At 51.9% G+C, this 20,668-nt stretch carries 15 protein-coding genes; 7 read left to right on the top strand and 8 right to left on the bottom strand.

Annotation, left to right across the window (positions count from 1 at the left end; genetic code table 11):
* The first annotated feature begins 81 nt into the window (after positions 1-81).
* From L855_RS01630 to L855_RS01620, 3 genes are read left to right on the top strand one after another with little or no spacing between them, the layout of a single operon-like run.
* On the top strand, positions 82-1,446 hold the full coding sequence (locus L855_RS01630) for an anthranilate synthase component I (RefSeq protein ID WP_159783506.1): 1,365 nt from the start codon (positions 82-84) through the stop codon (positions 1,444-1,446).
* Positions 1,447-1,450: 4 nt separating this feature from the next.
* Positions 1,451-5,443: a PAS domain S-box protein gene (locus L855_RS01625; RefSeq protein WP_159783505.1), complete on the top strand. Its 3,993-nt coding sequence runs from the start codon at positions 1,451-1,453 to the stop codon at positions 5,441-5,443.
* A complete protein-coding gene (locus tag L855_RS01620; protein WP_159783504.1) occupies positions 5,436-6,533 on the top strand; it encodes a GGDEF domain-containing response regulator in 1,098 nt (365 codons plus the stop codon). The genes L855_RS01625 and L855_RS01620 overlap by 8 nt, the downstream gene beginning before the upstream one ends.
* 179 nt (positions 6,534-6,712) lie before the next feature.
* Here the strand turns inward: L855_RS01620 and L855_RS01615 are convergent, their stop codons facing one another.
* Genes L855_RS01615 through L855_RS01605 form a run of 3 tightly spaced genes read right to left on the bottom strand, consistent with a single transcriptional unit; the run spans position 6,713 to position 9,100 of the window.
* Entirely contained in the window at positions 6,713-7,528 is an 816-nt protein-coding gene (locus L855_RS01615; RefSeq protein WP_246198678.1) for an ABC transporter permease, read from the bottom strand.
* A gap of 51 nt (positions 7,529-7,579) precedes the next feature.
* A complete protein-coding gene (locus L855_RS01610; RefSeq protein ID WP_159783503.1) occupies positions 7,580-8,560 on the bottom strand; it encodes a DUF5357 family protein in 981 nt (326 codons plus the stop codon).
* Between the two features lie 54 nt (positions 8,561-8,614).
* Positions 8,615-9,100 carry a hypothetical protein gene (locus L855_RS01605; protein ID WP_159783502.1) on the bottom strand — a complete coding sequence of 162 codons (486 nt, stop codon included), beginning with the start codon at positions 9,098-9,100 and terminating at the stop codon, positions 8,615-8,617.
* A 166-nt stretch (positions 9,101-9,266) separates the two neighbouring features.
* On the opposite strand from L855_RS01605, the gene pirA reads away from it, so the two are divergent.
* Complete coding sequence (gene pirA, locus L855_RS21075; RefSeq protein ID WP_192924975.1) at positions 9,267-9,422, top strand: arginine synthesis PII-interacting regulator PirA; 156 nt, start codon at positions 9,267-9,269, stop codon at positions 9,420-9,422.
* Positions 9,423-9,442: 20 nt separating this feature from the next.
* Here pirA and rsgA read toward each other — a convergent pair whose 3' ends face one another.
* From rsgA to grpE, 5 genes are all read right to left on the bottom strand, one after another.
* A complete protein-coding gene (rsgA, locus tag L855_RS01600; protein WP_159783501.1) occupies positions 9,443-10,519 on the bottom strand; it encodes a small ribosomal subunit biogenesis GTPase RsgA in 1,077 nt (358 codons plus the stop codon).
* A complete protein-coding gene (locus tag L855_RS01595) occupies positions 10,516-10,794 on the bottom strand; it encodes a sulfurtransferase TusA family protein (protein WP_246198676.1) in 279 nt (92 codons plus the stop codon). The genes rsgA and L855_RS01595 overlap by 4 nt, the downstream gene beginning before the upstream one ends.
* Positions 10,791-11,915 carry a molecular chaperone DnaJ gene (dnaJ, locus tag L855_RS01590; protein ID WP_159783500.1) on the bottom strand — a complete coding sequence of 375 codons (1,125 nt, stop codon included), beginning with the start codon at positions 11,913-11,915 and terminating at the stop codon, positions 10,791-10,793. Before dnaJ ends, L855_RS01595 begins: the two co-directional genes overlap by 4 nt.
* A gap of 97 nt (positions 11,916-12,012) precedes the next feature.
* Positions 12,013-14,292, bottom strand: coding sequence for a molecular chaperone DnaK (gene dnaK / locus L855_RS01585; RefSeq protein WP_159783499.1), 2,280 nt, complete (start codon positions 14,290-14,292; stop codon positions 12,013-12,015).
* An 87-nt stretch (positions 14,293-14,379) separates the two neighbouring features.
* The gene (grpE, locus tag L855_RS01580; RefSeq protein ID WP_159783498.1) at positions 14,380-15,138 is read right to left on the bottom strand and encodes a nucleotide exchange factor GrpE; all 759 of its coding nucleotides are present in this window, start codon (positions 15,136-15,138) and stop codon (positions 14,380-14,382) included.
* Between the two features lie 382 nt (positions 15,139-15,520).
* Between grpE and L855_RS01575 the strand changes: the two genes are divergently transcribed.
* From L855_RS01575 to L855_RS01565, 3 genes are all read left to right on the top strand, one after another.
* Complete coding sequence (locus tag L855_RS01575) at positions 15,521-17,536, top strand: GspE/PulE family protein (RefSeq protein WP_159783497.1); 2,016 nt, start codon at positions 15,521-15,523, stop codon at positions 17,534-17,536.
* A gap of 40 nt (positions 17,537-17,576) precedes the next feature.
* Positions 17,577-18,695: a type IV pilus twitching motility protein PilT gene (locus L855_RS01570; protein ID WP_159783496.1), complete on the top strand. Its 1,119-nt coding sequence runs from the start codon at positions 17,577-17,579 to the stop codon at positions 18,693-18,695.
* 137 nt (positions 18,696-18,832) lie between these two features.
* Positions 18,833-20,002, top strand: coding sequence for a type II secretion system F family protein (locus L855_RS01565; protein WP_159783495.1), 1,170 nt, complete (start codon positions 18,833-18,835; stop codon positions 20,000-20,002).
* Positions 20,003-20,668: the final 666 nt, after the last annotated feature.

The following is a 20,668-nucleotide window of genomic DNA, read 5'->3' as shown; positions in this document are numbered from 1 at the left end:
ACTCTTAAACTCTTAAACTTTTAGCCTTTTAGCCTCTTAACCGTTCACCTGTCCTGTTCTCCGCCCTGTAACACCGCGCCTATGAACGCCCAACAGCCCTGGTTTTGGCGATCGCATCCCCTGGAATCCCATACAGCATCTCATGTCTTTGCCGCATTATTCCTCGATGATCCCATCGCCGTCCTCCTCGAAAGTCCCCCAACCTCAGAAACTCCTCATTTAACCGGCTATTCCATTTGTGCAGGTCGTCCTCGGCAAAAGGGGGGCATTTCTCAGCATTGGACTCCGGGACTCGGTGAAATTCTACCGTTTTTGCGGCATCAGTTAGCAAGGAATTTAGAGACCCCAATCCTTCCCCCAGACATTGCCCAGCTTCCCTTCACCGGAGGTTGGCTGGGTTGGCTCGGTTATGATCTCGGCTGGGAAATTGAACAACTCCCCAACCAGAATCACGACCCTCTCCCCTTTCCCATCGCCTTCTGGTACGAACCCGAAACCTTCGCCGTCATCGACCATCACCACAAGACCCTCTGGTTCGCCGCCAGCAGCCCTCAACAGCTCGATCGCCTCCAACAGACCTGGAGCCAATGGAAGCCGATGGACGCAGCTCCTAGCCCCCTCAGCGCCCCTCCAGAGATTGAGTTTCTCTGCCAACAAGCCGACTACGAAGCCATGGTGCGTCGCGCCCAAGCTTATATCCGGGCCGGCGACATCTTTCAAACCAACCTCTCCCTACGCTTTAGCACCCACCTAAACCGCCATCCCTGGCAGATTTACCGTCGCCTGCAAGAGATTAACCCCTCCCCCTTCGCCAGCTATTGGCAAACCCCCTGGGGACAGGTCGTTAGTTGTTCCCCAGAACGACTGTTGCATCTACGGGAGGGAATCGCCCAAACCCGTCCCATCGCCGGAACTCGTCCCCGAGGCGAAACCCCCGAGTGCGATCGCCAACTCGAAGCCGAACTCCTCGATAACCGCAAAGAAAACGCCGAACATATCATGTTGGTGGATTTAGAACGCAACGACCTCGGCCGTGTCTGTAACTGGGGTTCGGTGCAAGTGAACGAACTGCTCGTCGTCGAACGCTACAGCCATGTCATGCACCTTGTCAGTAACGTTATCGGTCAACTCTCTCCCCAGGTTGACCCCATTGAGGCCATCGCCGCCGTCTTTCCCGGAGGAACCATTACCGGCTGTCCGAAAGTGCGCTGTATGGAGATTATTGAAGAACTCGAACCCGTGCGGCGCAGTCTATTCTATGGCTCTTGTGGCTATTTAGATCAGCGAGGTTATTTAGACCTGAATATTCTCATTCGCACCCTCCTGTGTCATCAAGGGCACATTTGGGGTCAAGTGGGTGCCGGCATTGTCGCCGATAGTGATCCTGAGCAAGAATGGAGAGAATCCTTATCCAAGGCACAAGCCCAACTTAAGGCATTACTTTAGGAGCATGATGAGCGATCGCAGCCACTCAAGTCGCAATCAAGAGGCTGATTTATCCTTAGAAACGACTCAGTCTCTCGTCTCGAGTTTCCTCAAATTGAATCGCGCTCCTTCCCTGCCATCTCTGCTGGAAACTGCCGTCGGGGAACTGCAAACCCTCTTAGACTGCGATCGCGTCATTGTCTATCAAGTCAACGACCCGAACTGGGGAACCATCATTGCTGAAACCGTGCGACCTCCTGGCTCCGTCAGTCTCCACCATCAAATTCAGGATACTTGCCTTCAACGCTTAACAACTCCGAGATCTACTCACGCCGTTGATGATATCAGCCAAGAATCGTTTAGTCCCTGCTATCTCAATCTTCTGGAGCGATTTCAAGTTAAAAGTTATCTCATCAATCCTCTCAACGCAGATGGACAAAGACCTTGGGGCTGGCTCATGGCTCACCACTGCGATCGCCCGCACACTTGGACAGCCCAGGAAAAATACCTCAGTCAGCAACTGGCTGAATGTCTAACCCTGCGCTTACAACAGCTTCTCAACCATCAACGCCTCAGTAGCGAGAAGCAAGAGTTACAAACCCGGTTCGAACAACAAGCACAACTGCTCAAGCAGCAGGGCCAATCTATCCAATCCCTCGAACAAACAGTACGCTGGCAACAGCAAATCCTCACTCAAATCGAGGAAGCCGCGATTGTAGTCGATGGGATGGGACGGGTCTTGTACTGGAGTCCCCAAGCCGAAGCCCTTTATCAGGTTGGGGCCGAACAAGTCATCGGTCAACCTCTAGAGACCTATTGTCAGTTCCTAGAACCATCCCCCCTCAATACTGACGAGTTTCCCCAAAATGACTGGCACGCAACAGTCATAACTCGTCGTCAGGATGGGCAAAAACTCCTCGTCGATGTGTGTGCCCAACGCCTCGCGTCCCGTTCGACTCAAGTGCGATCGCCCACCTCGGCCCCTTGGCTGGCCACCCTGCGCCCAGTCAGCGATCAGCGCCTCCTCCAAATGGCCCTAGAACCCCGAGAAGATGAATTTAGCCTGATCGTTGAATCCGCCCCCGTGGGACTGCTTCTGGCCGATCCCCTCGGGGCCTGTCGCTATGTCAATCCCCATTGGTGTCAAACCACCGGACTCTCTCGGGAAGACTCCCTCGATTTTGGTTGGCTCACCGCCATTCATCCGGACGATCGCGATGGCGTCTTTCAAGCCTGGGAAGACGCCATCAGTCAACGTCAGCAACTGACCCTACAGTATCGAATCCTGCGTCGCGACCAGAGCCTCTGTTGGATCTCTGGTAGAATCGTCGCCCTGTACGATTCCCAAGATTGTCTGATGGGCTATGTGGGGACCCTCAGTGATATCACCAGCGAAAAACTAGCCGAAGATGCCCTCCGGGAAAGCGAAAGCAAATTTCGTCAACTGGCAGAAAATATCCGTCAAATCTTCTTTATTCTCTCCCATAACGGAGAGATGCTCTACATCTCCCCCATCTACGAAGAGGTGTTTCAACGTCCCTACCAGGAGCTGTACCAATATCCCCGACGTTGGCTAGAATGCGTTCACTCTAGCGATCGCCGTCGGGTCACCGAAGCCCTCAACCGGCAAGTTCAACAGGGAGAGATTTTTGAAGAAACCTATCGCATTGTGCGACCGAGTGGTGAAATCCGTTGGCTTTCCGCTAAAGCCTTTCCCGTCCCCGAGTATCAAGGCAGCTCCTATCGCTTTGTCGGTTTAGCCGAAGATATCAGCGATCGCAAACTGGCTGAAGATGCCCTCAAACGACAATATCGCAATGTCCTACTCCTAAAAAACCTAACCGAAGAAATTCGCCAAAGTCTCGACTCACAGCAAATTGTCCAGACCGCGGCCCATCACATCGGACGAACCTTTGGCGCCAGCCGCTGTTTAATCTTCTCCTATGAAGCCCAACCTCAACCCCAACTCAAAGCCGTTGCTGAATCTCGTCATCCCACTCTTCCCTCCTTGTTGGGACTAATCCTCCCCATCCAGGACAACCCCTACAGCCGGGTAGTCATGCAGCAGGATTTAGCCCAAGTCTGGGACGATGTTTCCGAGAACCCACTTCTCAAAGACCGTCAACCCTTCTTTGAGACCTATCAGATTCGCTCGATGCTCGGCATCCGCACCTCCTATCAAGGAGAAGCCAACGGCGAGATCTGCTTACATCAATGTTCCCTCCGTCGCTGGAGTAGCGACGAGGTCAATCTCATCGAAGCCGTGGCGGCCCAAGTTGGCATCGCCCTTGCCCAAGCCGCGATTCTCAAACGAGAGACCGAACATCGCCAACAACTCAGCGCCAAAAATCAGGACTTGCGGTTAGCTAAACAGGACGCAGAAGCCGCCAATCTCGCCAAAAGTCAGTTTCTGGCCATGATGAGCCATGAAATCCGCACTCCCCTCAATGCCGTTATTGGCAATACCGAATTACTGCTGCATAGTCCCCTAAACCCGCAACAGCAAGAATTTACTGACACAATCCGTCACAGTAGTGAAACCCTACTAACGTTAATTAACGATATCCTAGACTTCTCTAAAATCGAGTCGGGTCATTTAGATCTGGAATTACGACCCTTTGAACTCGATCGCTGTCTTCTCCAAGCCCTCGATCTCGTGGCCATCACCGCTGAGCAGAAACATCTCAGCCTAATCTACAGCCTCGAAACCCCGCTCCCGCAAATTTGGGTCGGGGATGTCGTCCGCCTCAAACAGATTGTGCTTAACCTTCTGGCCAACGCCGTCAAATTCACCCAACACGGACAGATTCAACTCGCGGTTGAGCATATTGGAGCCACCACCCCCGACGATCCTAGACATACTCTGCATTTGAAGGTTCAAGATACCGGCATTGGCATCCCCCCAGATCGTTTTGAGCGTTTATTCAAACCCTTTTCCCAAAGTGACAACTCCATCACCCGCCGCTATGGTGGAACCGGATTAGGGCTTACCATTAGTCAGCGACTATGTCAACTGATGGAGGGTCAAATCTGGGTTGAAAGTGAATTAGGACAAGGGTCAACATTTCACGTGACCGTTAAACTCCTGCCCCAGATCAATTCAGCGCGCCTCGACCCCATTACCACTCTGATTACTCCTACTCATTCTTGGCCGCAATCCCCATCCCCTGACAACTCCCCCTTTGATGAAACCTTGGCTCAACGACTCCCCCTACACCTACTTGTGGCTGAAGATCTGCCGATCAACCGAGCGTTAATCCAACAACTGTTACAGCGATTTGGCTATGAAGCAACCCTGGTGAGTAACGGCTTAGAGGCAGTGCAACAGCTACAACAGGAGAACTTTGATGTGCTGTTAATGGACATTCAAATGCCGGAGTTAGATGGCTGGAGTGCAACCCGCCAAATTCGTCAACAGTTGAGTCAGCAGGGTCGGCCGCAACCCTATATTATTGCTTTAACGGCCCATGCCCTTGAGGGCGATCGCCAGTTGTGTCTAGATGCGGGTATGGATGACTACCTCACGAAACCCCTACGAGCGATCAAGTTACGACAAGCCCTAGAACGTTTGGCCAGCGGCGGCGTGGAACCCCTCATCTCGTCAGCTCAGCCTCCTGTCCCCTCTCCAGTTCGCATCACTCGAGCAATCCCCATTCTCGATATCCAAGTCATTGATGAGTTGAAACAAATGGCAGGGGACTTGGACTTTGTGGCCGAGATGATTCAGAGCTATCTCGACGATGTCCCCCAGCGTTTGCAGAGCTTACGCCTCGCCTTAGACGCCGGAGAGCTTGATATGATCAACGAAGTGGCTCATGCTCTCGGCTCTCTGAGTGCCAGCTTAGGGGCCGCTGCCCTCACTCATCGCTGTCGTACTCTCGAAGAGGAGATCCGACGGGGTTGTTTGATCGAGATCCCCAGCTCAGAACGACAAGCCCTGATTCAGGATTTTGAGAGGGATGTTGATCACGTCTATACCGCTTTAACGAGGCTCCTACAACAACTTGACTATGACTAACGCTGAATCTCCTGTCCCGCAAGGGACGGTTCTGATTGCCGATGATGAACGCACATTAAGGATGTTAATGAAACGGGCCGTTGAACGCGACGGTTACGAGAGCGTTGATGTGAGTAATGGTCAAGACTGTCTTGATCACTGTCAACTCCAACTCCCAGATTTGATTTTACTCGATGCCATGATGCCAAAGATGGGGGGATTTGAATGTTGTCAACGCTTGAAACAGCAGTTTAGTCAAAACTGCCCCCCGATTCTGATTATTACAACGCTGCAAGACTCTGATTCGATTGAACGGGCCTTTGAGATGGGGGCGGAAGACTTTATTACTAAGCCGATTCATTGGGGTGTCTTGCGTCAGCGTATTCGTCGCTTAATTGAGGCCCATCGCGCGACCCAGGCCCTACAACGCTCTCTAGCTCGGGAACATCAACTGATTCAAAAGTTGAGTTTACAAGTATTAGAAGAACGCCGTTTAGCGAGTCAGTTGGAGTTAACAAACCGTCAGTTAGAAGCGGCGAATGCTCGACTGGAAGCTTTGGCAAATTTGGATGGGTTAACGCAAATTGCCAATCGTCGCGCTTTTGATGAACAGTTGCGGGAACAATGGCAACGGGGCGCTCAGGAGCAAACGTATTTGTCCCTATTAATTGCCGATATTGACTGTTTTAAACCCTTTAATGATACCTATGGCCATCAGGCCGGTGATGATTGTCTGCGTCGTGTGGCCCGGGTGATCTCCGATACCATTTGCCGTCCTGAGGATTTGGTGGCCCGCTATGGGGGGGAGGAGTTTGTGGCTGTGTTACCTCAAACAGGCCGTCAGGGGGCCCTGGCGGTGGCACAACGGACGTTAGAAGCGGTGCGGCGATTACAGATTCCCCATGAAACCTCCCAATGCAGCGATCGCGTTACCCTGAGTCTTGGGGTGGCCAGTGTGATTCCTGATCCTCAAGTGACGGGAGATGCTCTCTTGAAATGTGCCGATCGCGCCCTCTATTTGGCTAAAACCCAGGGGCGCGATCGCGTTCATGTCGCCAGTGAAACCTCTGTGCGATCGGCAACCCCTAAGGACAACCCTAATTGCCAATAGAGGTGTTGTCTAGAATTGATATAGCAATCGAAGATTGACTTAGGACTTGCTCGTTGGGAAAGACTTCCCCACCTATTGCCTATTGCCTGTTGCCTATTGCCTTCTTTTCCCCAGTTTTTTTGTCCTATTCAGACCAATTTTTGCTATATATCCATGATGGGTTATCCTCTGACTGACACTTAAAGTTGTCGTCGTTGGAAGATGGCGATCGCCAGGGCCAGTAACACAATGGCATACACAACCCCATAGAGACCATCAAAGATTAAGTTTCCCCAATCCGGTAGGGTTGTCATGCCATATACGGCGTCATTTTTGAGATTTAAACGGGAGAAATCTGGCAAGATTAGGTAGAGAATCGTTGCCAAAATTTGAAACCCCTCACCATCGAGGGTATCTCCCAATTGCAATAAGTCCTGACTAAAGTTCCCCATCAGGTAAATTCCCAGGGTAAAAAAGGCTGCGAGGAGGGAGCTAGTAAAGGCTCCAAAGAGTAAGGCCACCGCCGTCAAAATCGCCAGTTTCAGTGCCAGGAACAACAACGACAAGATAAGACTCCCGAGGGGTAGGGACATGCCCCCTAAGGCAGCAATCCCCATCATTAACAGCGCCATCATCACCAGGGACACCAGCAGAACTCCCCACAGTCCTAGAAATTTACCAAGGAGTAGTTCCCCTCGGCTAATGGGTTTGGAGATTAACACCAACAACGTCCGCTGTTGAATTTCCTTCTCCAGAGAGCGGGTACTGACAAATGCCGCCACCAAGAGGGTTAGCACTTCCATACTTCCTAGGGCCAAGTCCAGAAAAATTTTCGGATGCGCTCCGGCTGAGAGTGGAGGCAAAATCCGCAAATTGAGGATCAGCAGCAGGGCGTAAAGACCAACTAGGTATAAAATTCGCTCCCGCAGCACTTCCCGGAAGGCATTTTTAGCCGTGACTAAAATGCGCATCACGGCGGCATACTTAGGTCGAGGTTGTGTTAAGGAATCCATCATAGTTCAAGCAATGACATTACAAGCAATGGGATTAAAGGGAAACGTCAACGATTAGGAATCCTCGGAGAGGGTCTGATAACCCATGGGTTTAAACAGTTCTTCACTGTCAGTATTACAGGTCATCAGCCCTAGGTCAGACGGACCGGGGCCGGCCCGTTCCTCGGGGTCTGAGACGGGGTAGAGGTGACAGCGCAAACTCAGTTGCTCTCGTTGCTCCTCAAACCAGGGATGATACCAGTACAGGGTAATGGTTAGATAATATCCTTCGTCGCCGTCACTCGTCAGTTGCGCCTGGGGGTATCGCTCTAAGGTTCCGATGCGATCGCTCGGTTCAATGTTTAGAGAACGCCAAAAATTCTCGGGGTCTTGACGCAGATCGAGTAAATCTCGTTCAATCTCAGACCAGGAACGGCGGCGGAAAGAGCGGTCTAGTTGTCCTTCAATCGGACGCAGCAGATCATAGCCCCGTAGTTGGAAGGGGGTTCCTGTCCGCAGCACAAACTGACTTTGGGATAGGTCGGCTGTGGCTAAGTTGGGATAGGTCTCAATCCAATCTTGTAGCACAAAGGTCAGTTGCAGCCAGCAGGTACAGAGTAAGGCGATTAGGAGTTGGATTAGGATTAAGGGCCGCCGTTGTGGTGAAGGAACGCTGGGGCGATTGTTGTTGTTACGACAGTTGGGTAAGGCCGCAATTAAGGTGGTCAAAACTGGATAGACTAAAAAGACCCATTGAGAGAGTTCTCCTTGGGAATTTTGCAAAAATAGGGAACAAAAAACCGCAGCAATGATACTCGGGGTTAAGGAAATTGGCCCCAGTCTCCAGGGTTGGATACTTTGCCACCAAATCAGTCCAACGAGGAAGAATACCCATCCGAGTCGAGTTAGGGGAGAACTATAAAACTCAAGATCAGGTTCTGATAAAACAACTAAGAAAGACAAAAACCAGGTAACGAAGCTACTAAGAATGAGGGTTTGCCAGGAGCGAACTTGAGGTGGGGTCAGTTGCGATCGCAGCCAGTTCCAGTTTTCCATGATTAACGATTAACGGTTAACCCGAGACAATTAACCCTTAACAATTAATAACCCCTAATTACCACGACAGAGTTGGTTGAGATCTCGAGCCAGTTGGTCAATGTGACGGGCCGCTTCATGGGCGGCGGCTCCGGCTTCTTTGACTTGGATTTGAGCTTGTTGGACTTGTTGCAAACCCGTTTCGTTCTGGGGGGCTTCATCTGCCGCCTCTAAGGCCGCTACGATGCCACGATAGCCTTGGCTCAGGTCACGATAGCCTTGGACAAACTGCTGCTGAGTCCGACGTAAGGGGGGACGGTCAATCTCCAGTTGGCGCAGAGAATGGGCAATGGTGTTGAGTTGCTCCGCCAGACGATTGAGAGCGGTGGCATCACTTCCTTGAAAGGCCAGGGTCTGAGCATAGCCTTGATTGACTCGATCGACAAGCTGTTGACATTGTTGGCGCGTTCGCTGGCTATCTTGCACGGCTGCGATCGCCCAACTCCCCCCTAAGCCTAAAGTGAGGGCCACGGTGATGGCTAGGATTCCAGAACGTTTCACAGCATTGATCTCCCTGACTCACGACAACCCCGTGATCTGATGAGCTTGCAGGACGGAGCTATAAATTTCCGTAACATTTTATACGATATCCTCGAAAACTTGAGTAGGAATCTCTATAATGGGAGTAAGGATTAATACACCCAACTTTTGCAAAGCACTATTTACGATGAACAACATTACTCGTCAAGCCATCAACGAAGCCAACCGCAACCACCTCGCAACCCTCAAGGAGTCCCTAGAGCGGCGAATGAGTGTGGCCCGTGCCAATGGAGATGATCAACTATTACGGCAACTCGAAGCTGAAGCCAATTACCTACGCTAAATTGGGTTAACGGGTCACTGTTAACCGTTCTCGTCTAACTCCTCACAGAGATCTTGTAGGGTTTGATGCTGTCGTCGCCGGGATTGGCGGCGATATTTTTTTGAGGCCAGTTTCGGTTCATAGCGACGTTCCCCACCGGCGTGAGCTTTGCTTTTAAAGCTCGATTCCTCCTCGCCACTGTGATGCTGAGCTGTATCTTGGGCGATCGCCTCCTCTAGGAAGGTCAGATAATGCTCATAGCGTTCCCAATCGCCTCGTATCTGACAACCGGGTTCATCACGATGGCTACAATTGCTGAAATGACAGTCGTCCCCCTGGCGTCGTCGGCGAATCTCTGGAAAACAGTCGGCCAGTTCTTTGGCTGTAGTGGTGAGTTGGGGTTGATTGAAGCCTGGGGTATCGGCGAGGAGTCCCCCCTGTTCTAATTCAAATAACTCCACATGGCGGGTGGTATGTCGTCCCCGTCCCAGTTTCCCGGATACCTTAGCCACCCGTAAATTGGCTTGGGGAATCAGACGGTTGATGGTGCTGGATTTTCCGACCCCAGAGGGACCGGCTAAAATCGTAATGCCCTGTTCCAGGCGCTGTTCTAAGTCCTCAAGTCCCCATCCGGTTTTAACGCTCATCAGTAGGGGATCGTACCCCCACGCTTGTAGTCGCGATCGCCAAGCCTCCTGCTCCTCCTCAGCCACTAAATCGCATTTATTCAGACAAAGTTCAACCCTCAACTGGGTGGACTCCGCCTTAACGAGAAAGCGACTGAGTTGCCAAGGATCGAGGCTGGGTTCTTCTAGGGTAAACAGTAACAAGATGCGATCGGCATTAGCCACCGGGGGGCGATCGAGTTCCGTATGGCGGGGTAACACGTCGCCAATAGCACCGCGATTGCCCTCCCAGTCCGGTTCCTCAACCACCACGCGATCGCCTACCATCACCTGTTGCCCCACCTTTTTCAGGCGAGTGCGACGGGTACAGAGTAAGGTTGGAGTCGGCGGAGGTGGCTCAGGGTCCAATTGCACCTGATAGAAGTTGGCTTGAACTGCCAACACCGTTCCCTGGGGATACCGTAACTCCGATTCCATAGAGGGGCCACTCATGACTGAGGACAACGAACCTGCAAGGCAAAATAGCCCTGACAGTCTCGGATATCCTCAACCCCATACCCCGCCATGGTCAAACTGTCGGGGACCTGTTCAATGGGTTCCCCTCCATCGAGCCAAACCTCTAACACCTGTCCGGCTTGCATCCGTTGTAATTGCAACTTCGTCCGCACAAAATTCAGAGGACAGGGGGTTCCCCGTAAATCCAACTGAACATCCACCCCGGCCCTATCCGAGGCCGCATTCTCAGACGAATGAATCGGTTGACTCACTTAAACAATCCTCCCAAAAAACCTTCTACACCACCTTTGCCGGCCCGTTCACCGCGAATTTTGGCTAATTTTTCCAACAGTTCCCGTTCCTCTGCATTAATCTTGGTGGGAATATCCACATGAACTGTCAATAAATGGTCACCACGACTGACAGGGTTCCCCAAGCGGGGCACTCCCCGTTCTTCGAGGGTAATGACTCGGCCCGGTTGGGTTCCGGCGGGGATGGTCACTTCCACTTCCCCATCGACGGTATTGACGGGAATCTTACAGCCGAGAATGGCTTGCAAATAACTGACTTTGATTTCTGAGAGGATATTGATGCCATCCCGTTGGAACTCGCTGTCATCGTTGACAAACAAGTAGACATACAAATCACCGGGAGGGCCATTGCGTTTCCCGGCATCCCCTTCCGACTGCACCCGCAGCCGCGTACCGTTATCCACCCCAGCGGGGATGGTAATTTTGAGCTTTTTGGCAACTTGCAGTTGTCCCTTCCCGGAACAGGTCGAACATTGGTCTTCAATGACCTGTCCTGTGCCATTACAGGTTGGACAGACCGAGACTTGGGTAAAGCTGCCAAAGGGGGTGCGGGTGGCGCGACGGACCTGCCCTGAGCCGTTACAAGTCCCACAGGTTTTCGGACGAGTTCCCGGTTTGGCCCCAGTTCCGCCACAGGTGCCACAGGTTTCAAGGTGACTGATGCGGATTTCCTTTTCACCGCCAAAGACCGCCTCACGGAAATCGAGTTTCAGGTCTAAGCGTAAATCATCGCCCCGAGTCGGACCACTGCGGCGGCGGGTTTGGCCGGTGTTGCTAAAGCCCCCAAAAAAGGTTTCAAAGATATCAGCAAAGCCACCGGGGATATCGGAAAAGTCGGAGAATCCAGCACCGGGAACCCCAGAACCGACGCCGGCTTCCCCAAAGCGATCATAACGGCCCCGTTTTTCAGGGTCGGATAGGACCTCATAGGCGCGGTTAATTTCCTTAAACCGCTCCTCTGCCCCCTCTTCTTTATTGACGTCGGGGTGATATTTGCGGGCAAGCCGTCGGAAGGCTCGTTTGATTTCGTCTTTATCTGCGGTGCGAGAAACACCCAGAAGGTCGTAGTAGTCGGCAGCCATAACGCGCTCGTTGCTAAGAGTTGGACAGGAGAGAACAATAGAGGTTTCATCTTAAGAGCCTGAGGTGGGCCCTTGGATAGGATCGGACGAGAAACCGTTAGAAAAAGGGATTATCCGGGTCTCCCTCATCAACCGGTTCTGCCGGCGTTTGGGAAATGTCAAAAGGATTATCTCCCTGATTCGGGCTGGCAGAACTCGGAGCTGGAGAGTTATCCGATGGCTGCGAAGCCGGGGACTTCGCTGGCTTAGAGCCAGTTGGGGGCTTCTGCTTGCCGGATTTCGATGGGGTCGGAGATGGGCTGGGAGCCGGTGAAGCCGCTGGGGATTGGGGCGGGGGAGATGCTTGTGATAACAAGGCTTCTAAGTCTTCTAGTTCCCGGGCTAAGTCCGTATCGAAATCGGCATCATCTCCATCGCCTAAGTCTTCGATATCCAGAGAATCATCCAGACCCCTGGGCGTTGGACTGGGGTCTGAGTCCCTTCTAGCTGGCTCTGCGTGACTGTTGGCGTCGGAGGGGTCTTCTTGGGGGGCACTGATGGCTTCAGAAGAGTCCTCAAACTGACCGCTGTCCCCTTGATAGACGGCGGAGCCAATGGCGAACAGGGTTTGTTGGAACTGATGCAACCGCTGGCGAATTTCTTCGACGTTGGGCTTGGGTTCATCGAGGACCTCTTGCGGTCGATGCGCCTTTTCGGTCACTTCGAGTTTGAGGCGATCGCTGATCAGGTCGGCGTTATGCTTGAGGGTATCTTCGTAGTTGTAAAACAGGGCATCCGCCTGATTTCGCAGTTCTGCTAGGTTTCGCTGCCATTCATCCTGATCCGAGAACTGCTCGGCTTCTAGGCGCATCTGTTCAATTTCTTCAGCGCTCAGCCCCCCAGTGTTGGTGATTTGAATGCTTTGAGCGCGGCCGGTTCCCTTATCTCGGGCGGAGATGTTGAGAATGCCATTGGCATCAATCTCAAAGCTCACCTCAATTTGAGGGATACCCCGAGGGGCTGGGGGAATGCCCATGAGAATAAATTTGCCCAGGCTTTTATTGTCTCGTGCCATGGCCCGTTCCCCTTGCAGGGCATGGACTTCTACGGAGGTCTGTCCATCGGTGGCGGTTGAGAACATCTGCGATTTGCTGGTGGGCAGAGTTGTATTGCGCTCAATAATTTTTGTGAACACTTCCCCTAAAGTTTCAATCCCCAAGGATAAGGGGGTGACATCGAGGAGTAAGACATCTTGAACTTCTCCCCCCAGGACGCCAGCTTGAATGGCTGCCCCGGTGGCGACGGCTTCATCGGGGTTAACGGAGTAATCCGGTTGCTTGCCTGCGAAGAAGTCACTGATGGCGCGCTGCACCGCTGGGGTTCGGGTGGAGCCACCAATGAGAATTAGACGGTCAATCTCCTCGGTGGTCATATTAGCGTCTTCGAGGGCTTGACTCACTGGCTCAATTGTGCTGTCAACCAGGGGCTTAACCAGTTCTTCAAACTCACTGCGGCTGAGGCGCACATCAATATGTTTGGGGCCGGTTTCATCGGCCGTGATGAATGGTAGGTTGATATGGCTGTCTGTCGTGGAGGAGAGTTCTATCTTGGCCTTTTCGGCGGCTTCCCGCAGCCGCTGCATGGCCATTTTATCGGTAGAGAGGTCAATGCCTTCTGACTCTCGGAAGTTGTCCACTAGCCAAGAGACAATCTCACTGTCGAAGTCATCGCCCCCGAGGTGATTGTTCCCGGCCGTGGCCTTCACCTCAAAAATGCCATCGCCTAATTGTAGAATCGAGACATCGAAGGTTCCCCCTCCAAGGTCAAACACCAAAATAGTAAGTTCTTCATCATGGCGATCGAGTCCATAGGCTAAAGCGGCGGCGGTGGGTTCATTGATAATCCGCAGCACTTCGAGTCCGGCGATCGTCCCGGCATCTTTGGTGGCTTGCCGTTGTCCGTCGGTGAAGTAAGCTGGAACCGTAATCACCGCTTGATAGACCGGTTCTCCGAGATAGGACTCGGCATCCTGTTTCAGTTTTTGTAGAATCGTGGCCGAGATTTCCTGGGGCGTATGATTGCGATCGCGAATCTTGACATCCACGGTGTTATCACGCCCAGGGATGCAGTTGTAGGGAACCCGAGAACGTTCCATCTCGGTGTCTTCCCAACGACGGCCAATAAAGCGTTTAATGCTGTAAATGGTGTTTTCCGCATTGGTAACCGCCTGGCGTTTTGCCAGTTGGCCAATGAGGCGATCGCCTGATTTCGTAAACCCAACCATGCTCGGGGTTGTGCGTCCGCCTTCCGAATTAGGAATGACGACGGGTTTACCGCCTTCTAAGACAGCAACACAACTATTAGTGGTCCCGAGGTCAATACCAATAACTTTTCCCATAACCCATATTCGGGATGTGACGTGAACACCCTAGCGCGTCCTAAGCCAGTCGGCGCCAGGGTTAGACTTCTGTTGCGTTGCACTCGGTTACGAGTCAGAAGCCTCGGTGTCCGATTCTCCTGAGCTTACCACGGGTTCTGCGGCCGTTGCCACCTTAACCATGGCATGACGTAAGACCCGCTCCCCGAGGGTATAGCCTCGCATCAATTCTTCGGTAACGGTTCCATCGGGATAGGCATCGGTGGCCTCACGCATCACCGCGTCATGCAGATTTGGATCAAATTCTTCCCCCTCTGGACGCATGGGAGCGACCCCAAGGCGTTTCAGGCAATCCACCATCTGCTTATAGACACTTTGATAACTCTTATGGATGTTGGTTTCTCCGTCGGTTTGCGGTTTAATCTGAGTCCGCGCCCGCTCGAAGTTATCCACCACCGGCAGAAGTTCTTTCAGGGTGTTACATTTGGCTTGCTCTTCGAGGTCTGCCTTTTCTTTGTGGGTTCGTTTGCGGTAGTTATCAAAGTCGGCCGCTAAACGAGCATATTGCAGGTTTAGGTCTTCGAGTTGAGACTGGGCGGCTTCAGCGGTGGCCTTCAACATGGCGATCGCTGCCTCAGGGGAGTCCGTGGCTTGAGCAGCGGCCGCGGCGGCTTCTGCTTCAATCACCGTCGGATCAATCTCCTCATCCTCTGTAGATTCAGCCTCAGACACCGTCGACTCCTCAACCGGAGCGTCCTCAACGGTCACGGCTTCAGGAACGGTATCAGCAGTGCTATCTACAGGGGCTTCTTCAGTGTCTACGGTGGTTTTGGTGGTCTCCTGTTCGAACTGCTTGTCTTCGTCCATGTCTGACTTTCCCCTTACAAGTTTCTTAGTACAGGCGCTCCGGGTCGAGGGCGCTCGCAAATCACACGATACACCACAATGCTTAGGTCTTAGGAGCCATTTTCAGAAAAATTGGCCGCTCCTAAGGACAGCACTCAGGTTGAGATTAACGCCTCATTTGAGATCCTAGGCCATTTTAACGTTCTCTGTTGTGAACGGCCAGAGGTTCCTCCAAAACAGCGATCGCCCCGCCAGTTCGCCCCACTCCCCGTACTGAAGGACCCTACTGCACCGCGCCAGGTGAGCTACACTGATCAAAGTGGTTGCCTTCGCGCCCTGTTGCCCTCGCCACTGTCCCGACGACGCAACTGCCGATTTTTCTCACCTGCTCGTGTAATACGCCATGACTAACTTCTCCTCCAGTGCCCCCAAAGCTCGGCGTGCCTTGGTGGTTCAAACGAACTTTTCTCCTTTTGGAAACAAACTCGTTCAAGCGGGTCACGTCAGCCCCGATCAGATGAGTCAGGCCCAAGAAGAGAGCCGCCTGTCCGGTCGTCCCTTGATTGAGGCAATTGAAAGCATTACTGGCAAACAACTACCCCCGGAGTTGATCCGCCAGTACAAAAAGCAACAATTGTTTGAGTTAAAGATTCTTTATGGGGTGGAAGCCTTTGATCCCGAAGTTACGGAGTTGCCACCGGGGCAGATCAATAAACTGTTGGAATTTGTCTCGGTTGATAGTTGTCGTCGCTATCGGTTTGTGCCACTAGAACTCAAGGAAAGTGCTGTGGTCGTCGCCATGGTCGACCCGGATAACCTAGAGGCTCAGGACGACCTCAAACGGATTCTACGGGCTAAAAACTACAGCCTGCAACGGCAAGCCATTACTCCGGATGACTATCAATCCCTGATTTCGGTGTACCTGGATGAACAGGTGAAGAAGGAAGCCGAAAGCCAAAAACGGGAACAAGCTGAAAAGAATGCCATTACCGTTGAAGATTTTGCTGAACTGACCGGGGATGATGATGACCTCGAAGAAGCCCCCCCAGAAGCAGCAGACTTGGAAGAAGAGGCTGATGCTGAAGATAAAAGCGTCATCGCCCTGGTCAACAAGATTCTTCGTAAAGCCCTCACGGATGATGTATCAGATATTCACGTTGAACCCCAAGAGGAGTTCCTACGGATTCGGATGCGCAAGGATGGGGTGCTGCATGAACCATTCCCTCGTTTGCCGAAGTTAATTATCCCGGCGATTACGTCTCGCTTCAAGATTATTTCCGATATGGACATCGCCGAACGCCGTCAGGCTCAGGATGGTCGGATCAGGCGTATGTTCCAAGGACGGGCGGTGGACTTCCGTGTTAACGCCCTGCCGACTCGCTATGGCGAGAAAATCGTGTTGCGGATTCTGGATAACTCCTCAACGCAGCTCGGGTTGGATAAGCTGATTTCCGATCCCGAAACCTTGGAAAAAGTGCGGGAGGTAGCTAGTCGTCCCTTTGGTTTGATTTTGGTGACGGGGCCAACGGGGTCTGGTAAATCCACGACACTTTATTCGATTTTAGCTGAACGCAATGATCCCGGAGTCAATATCAGCACGGCGGAGGACCCCATTGAGTATGCCCTGGATGGGATTAGTCAATGTCAGGTGATTCGTGAGAAAAACTTGACCTTTGCCAATATCCTACGGGCATTTCTACGGCAAGACCCGGATATTATTCTGGTGGGTGAGACCCGAGATAAGGAAACGGCAAAAACAGCGATTGAGGCGGCGTTGACGGGTCACTTGGTCTTGACCACCCTACATACCAATGATGCCGCCGGGGCGATCGCCCGTTTGGATGAGATGGGGGTTGAACCGTTCATGATTTCTGGGTCCCTGTTGGGGGTGTTGGCTCAACGTCTGATGCGGCGGGTTTGTTCGGAATGTCGGATTCCCTATACCCCCGATCGCGAGGAGTTGGCCCGCTATGGGATGACGGCGTCGAGCGATGTGGAGGCCACCTTCTATAAGGCCAACACCATCCCCTCGACTGAGCGCCAAGAGTTGCAAGAGCGCGGCGAGCTATGTCCCAAATGTAGTGGGGTTGGTTATAAAGGACGTGTTGGGGTCTATGAGTTCTTACAAACCACAGAAGAACTGGCACTGCTAATTAACGAAAACGCGCCCACGGAACGGATTAAGGAGAAAGCCGTCGAACAGGGCATGACCACTCTGCTGGCTTACAGTCTCAATTTGGTGAAACAGGGAAATACGACCTTTGAGGAAGTTGATCGTGTCACCTTTACAGACTCAGGGTTGGAAGCGGAACTCAAAGCCAAACGCAAGAGTTCGCTGACCTGTAGCAACTGTGGGGCCGGATTAGATCCTGAGTGGATGGATTGTCCCTACTGTATGACCCCCCGTTTCCAGGATTAAACTGGCAACTGTACGCCGTTAAAGGAGCAAAGGAATTACTATGGAATACATGATTGAAGATGTGATGGAGTCCTTGGTTGAACAAGGTGGCTCTGATATGCACATCCAGGCCGGGGCGCCAATCTTTTTCCGCATTAGTGGGAAGCTGACGCCACAGCCACAGTTTGGGGAGTCGTTGGCCCCGGATGAATGCCAACGGCTCATCTTTAGTATGCTCAACAACAACCAACGGAAGGATCTTGAGCAAAACTGGGAACTTGACTGTGCCTATGGGGTCAAGGGACTCTCTCGCTTCCGGGTGAATGTTTATCGGGAACGGGGCTGTTTTGCGGCTTGTTTGCGGGCCCTGGCCTCGGAAATTCCTAATTTCGAGAAGTTAGGGGTTCCTGAGATTTTGCGGGAACTGTCGATGCGGCCTCGGGGCATGGTCTTGGTGACGGGACAAACAGGGTCGGGGAAAACGACGACACTGGCGGCGATTATTGATTTGATTAATCGGACGCGATCGGAGCATATTCTGACGGTGGAAGACCCAATTGAGTATGTATTTCCTAACATTAAGAGCCTGTTTCACCAGCGTCAGAAAGGGGAGGACACAAAAAGTTTTGCTAATGCTTTGAAAGCGGCATTGCGGGAAGATCCAGACATTATTCTGGTGGGAGAAATGCGAGATTTAGAAACCATTTCTCTGGCAATTTCAGCGGCAGAAACGGGTCACTTGGTCTTCGGAACCTTGCACACCAACTCAGCCGCTTCTACCGTTGACCGGATGTTGGATGTGTTTCCGCCGATTCAACAGCCCCAGATTCGTGCCCAGTTGGGGACGGCATTGGTTGGAGTTTGCTCTCAAAACCTGCTCAAAAAGGTAGGGGGTGGACGTTGTGCTGCCCATGAAATCATGGTCAACAGTCCAGCTATTTCGAACTTGATTCGAGAAGGGAAAACCAGCCAGATCTACTCGTCTATTCAAATGGGGAGCAAGATGGGAATGCAAACCATGGAAATGTCCCTCGCTCGTTTGGTGAACGAAGGGAAAGTGACCTACGAGGATGCGATCGGAAAAACCTCGAAAATTGATGAGATGGATCGTTTGATTGATCCTCGTGTTAAGGCCGGTGGGGCCCCCACTCAAGGGAAGGTGAGAGCAAAAGCCCGTTAGGGACTTAGTTGATTGGGAGTACATCTGATGAGTTTTAACCCTCTGTAGGGAACTCTCAAGATGTACTCCGATTGAGCCGGAGACGCGATTCAGATTCAGGGTTGTCTTAAGTCAATGCCAGTATTGGAATTAAAACCATGACAAATGTAGCTAAGGCTGAGTCAAAAGGCTTTGATCTCAGCAATTTAGAAGAAAGTATTTCAGCTGCTATTAGCAGTGTAACTGTTAAAGACAAAGCTGTATTTTCTCGACAGTTTGCCGCCATGTTTAATGCAGGGGTGGGGATGTTGCGCTGCTTGTCAGTGCTAACAGAGCAATGTGGCAATATCAAGTTGAAGCGAGCCTTACGCGCCATCAGCCTTGAGGTGGAGGAGGGTGGCTCTCTTGCCGAAGCCATGCGGAAGCATCCCAATTGTTTCGATAAACTCTATGTCAGTATGGTGGCGGCTGGGGAAGTTGGGGGGGTTCTCGATGAAGTTCTTAATCGTTTGGCGATTCTCCTAGAAAAGAGCGCCAAAATTCAAAACGAGTTGAAATCGGCGATGTCTTATCCGAAAACGGTGGGTGGCATTGCCATTATCATCTTCTTGGGGATGACGATTTTTCTACTCCCTACCTTTACGGGGATTTTTGACCAGTTGGATGCAGAACTCCCGATGTTCACACAAATCATGATGAACGTTAGTTTCTTCTTGCGGGGGCCGTTTCTACCGACTGATGATCCAGAGGCGGACAGTTGGGTGGAGTTGAGAAACTATAACGTTGTTGTTTTTGTTGCCATTATTATCGGGATTGTCTTTGCGATTAAGCAATACTACAAAACTCCCGTTGGCCGCTTTCAAATTGATGGCTTAATGTTGAAAGCTCCGATTTTTGGTGAAATTATTGAAAAGTCGGCGGTGGCAAGTTTCTGTAATGTGTTCGGTACGTTAACCCGTTCAGGGGTGCCAATTTTGAACGCAATGGAGATTGTCCGGGATACGGCAGGGAATGAGGTGATTGCTGAGGCGATTGACTACGCTAAGACCCAAATTTCTGAGGGGGGAAGTATTAGTGAAGCCTTCCGAGAACGGGGTGTCATGCCTGCCTTGGCGGTTCAGATGATGTCTATTGGGGAAGAAACCGGGGAACTCGATAAGATGCTCATGAAAGTGGGTGAGTTTTACGAGGATGAAGTGGAACAGGCGATTAAGGGTCTGACCTCAATGATGGAACCCCTGATGATTGTAGTCATCGGGGGCATGGTGGGATCGATTCTGTTGTCGATGTATCTGCCGATGTTCGCGGTTATGGATGCGATCGGTTAGGTCTCGTTTGATTTTCAACCGGGTTTAGACTTGTCTAACGTTTGCCCGCGTGACGACCCCCACTTTCTTGGAGAAGGTGGGGGTCTTTATCGGTTCACTCGGTTTGAAAGCGATCGATTAACTCCTGTCGGGAGAGTTGTAGGAGTAGGGGCATAATTTCGCTGGAGGGACGCTGGATGAGGAGGTCTAGGAGTTGGCTGAGTTCGTTGTCTAGGGGGCCAAAACGGGCTTGAAGTAGGCTGGCGATCGCCTCTTGTCGTTCTTGTTCCCGCCCCTGTTGAAGTCCTTATTAACTCTCTATCCTCTGGATTAGGGCTGTTGTTGGTTTCTAGGTCGGCTTTGAGGCGATTGAGCAGCATTAGGGCGTTGCGACGAAAGGGATTGTCTGGGGAGAGTTGTCCGAGTTCGTCAATGGCCTGTTGCTAGACTCGACTGGGCGTGGTGGCTAGAGTCTAGTTTATCGCTGTTGGGGACGGTTGGGCTGTATTTCTGTACGTTAATCTATAATGTACAACTTGGAAAAAATTGCGCAGCTTAGATGTTTGGCTTTGCGCCGCCCGCACCGGGGCGGCGAAGCCTTGACCGACCTAGGCAAAAAATTTGGTGCTTTTACCTAAATGGAATGACTTGTTCTTATATTTTTATTGTAGGCTAACGGTTTATGAA

Origin of the sequence: Sodalinema gerasimenkoae IPPAS B-353, assembly GCF_009846485.1 — a bacterium.
GTDB classification, from domain to species: Bacteria; Cyanobacteriota; Cyanobacteriia; order Cyanobacteriales; family Geitlerinemataceae; genus Sodalinema; species Sodalinema gerasimenkoae.
The sequence above is the reverse complement of the archived record's forward strand: the minus strand, read 5'-3'. Positions and strand labels throughout refer to the sequence as shown.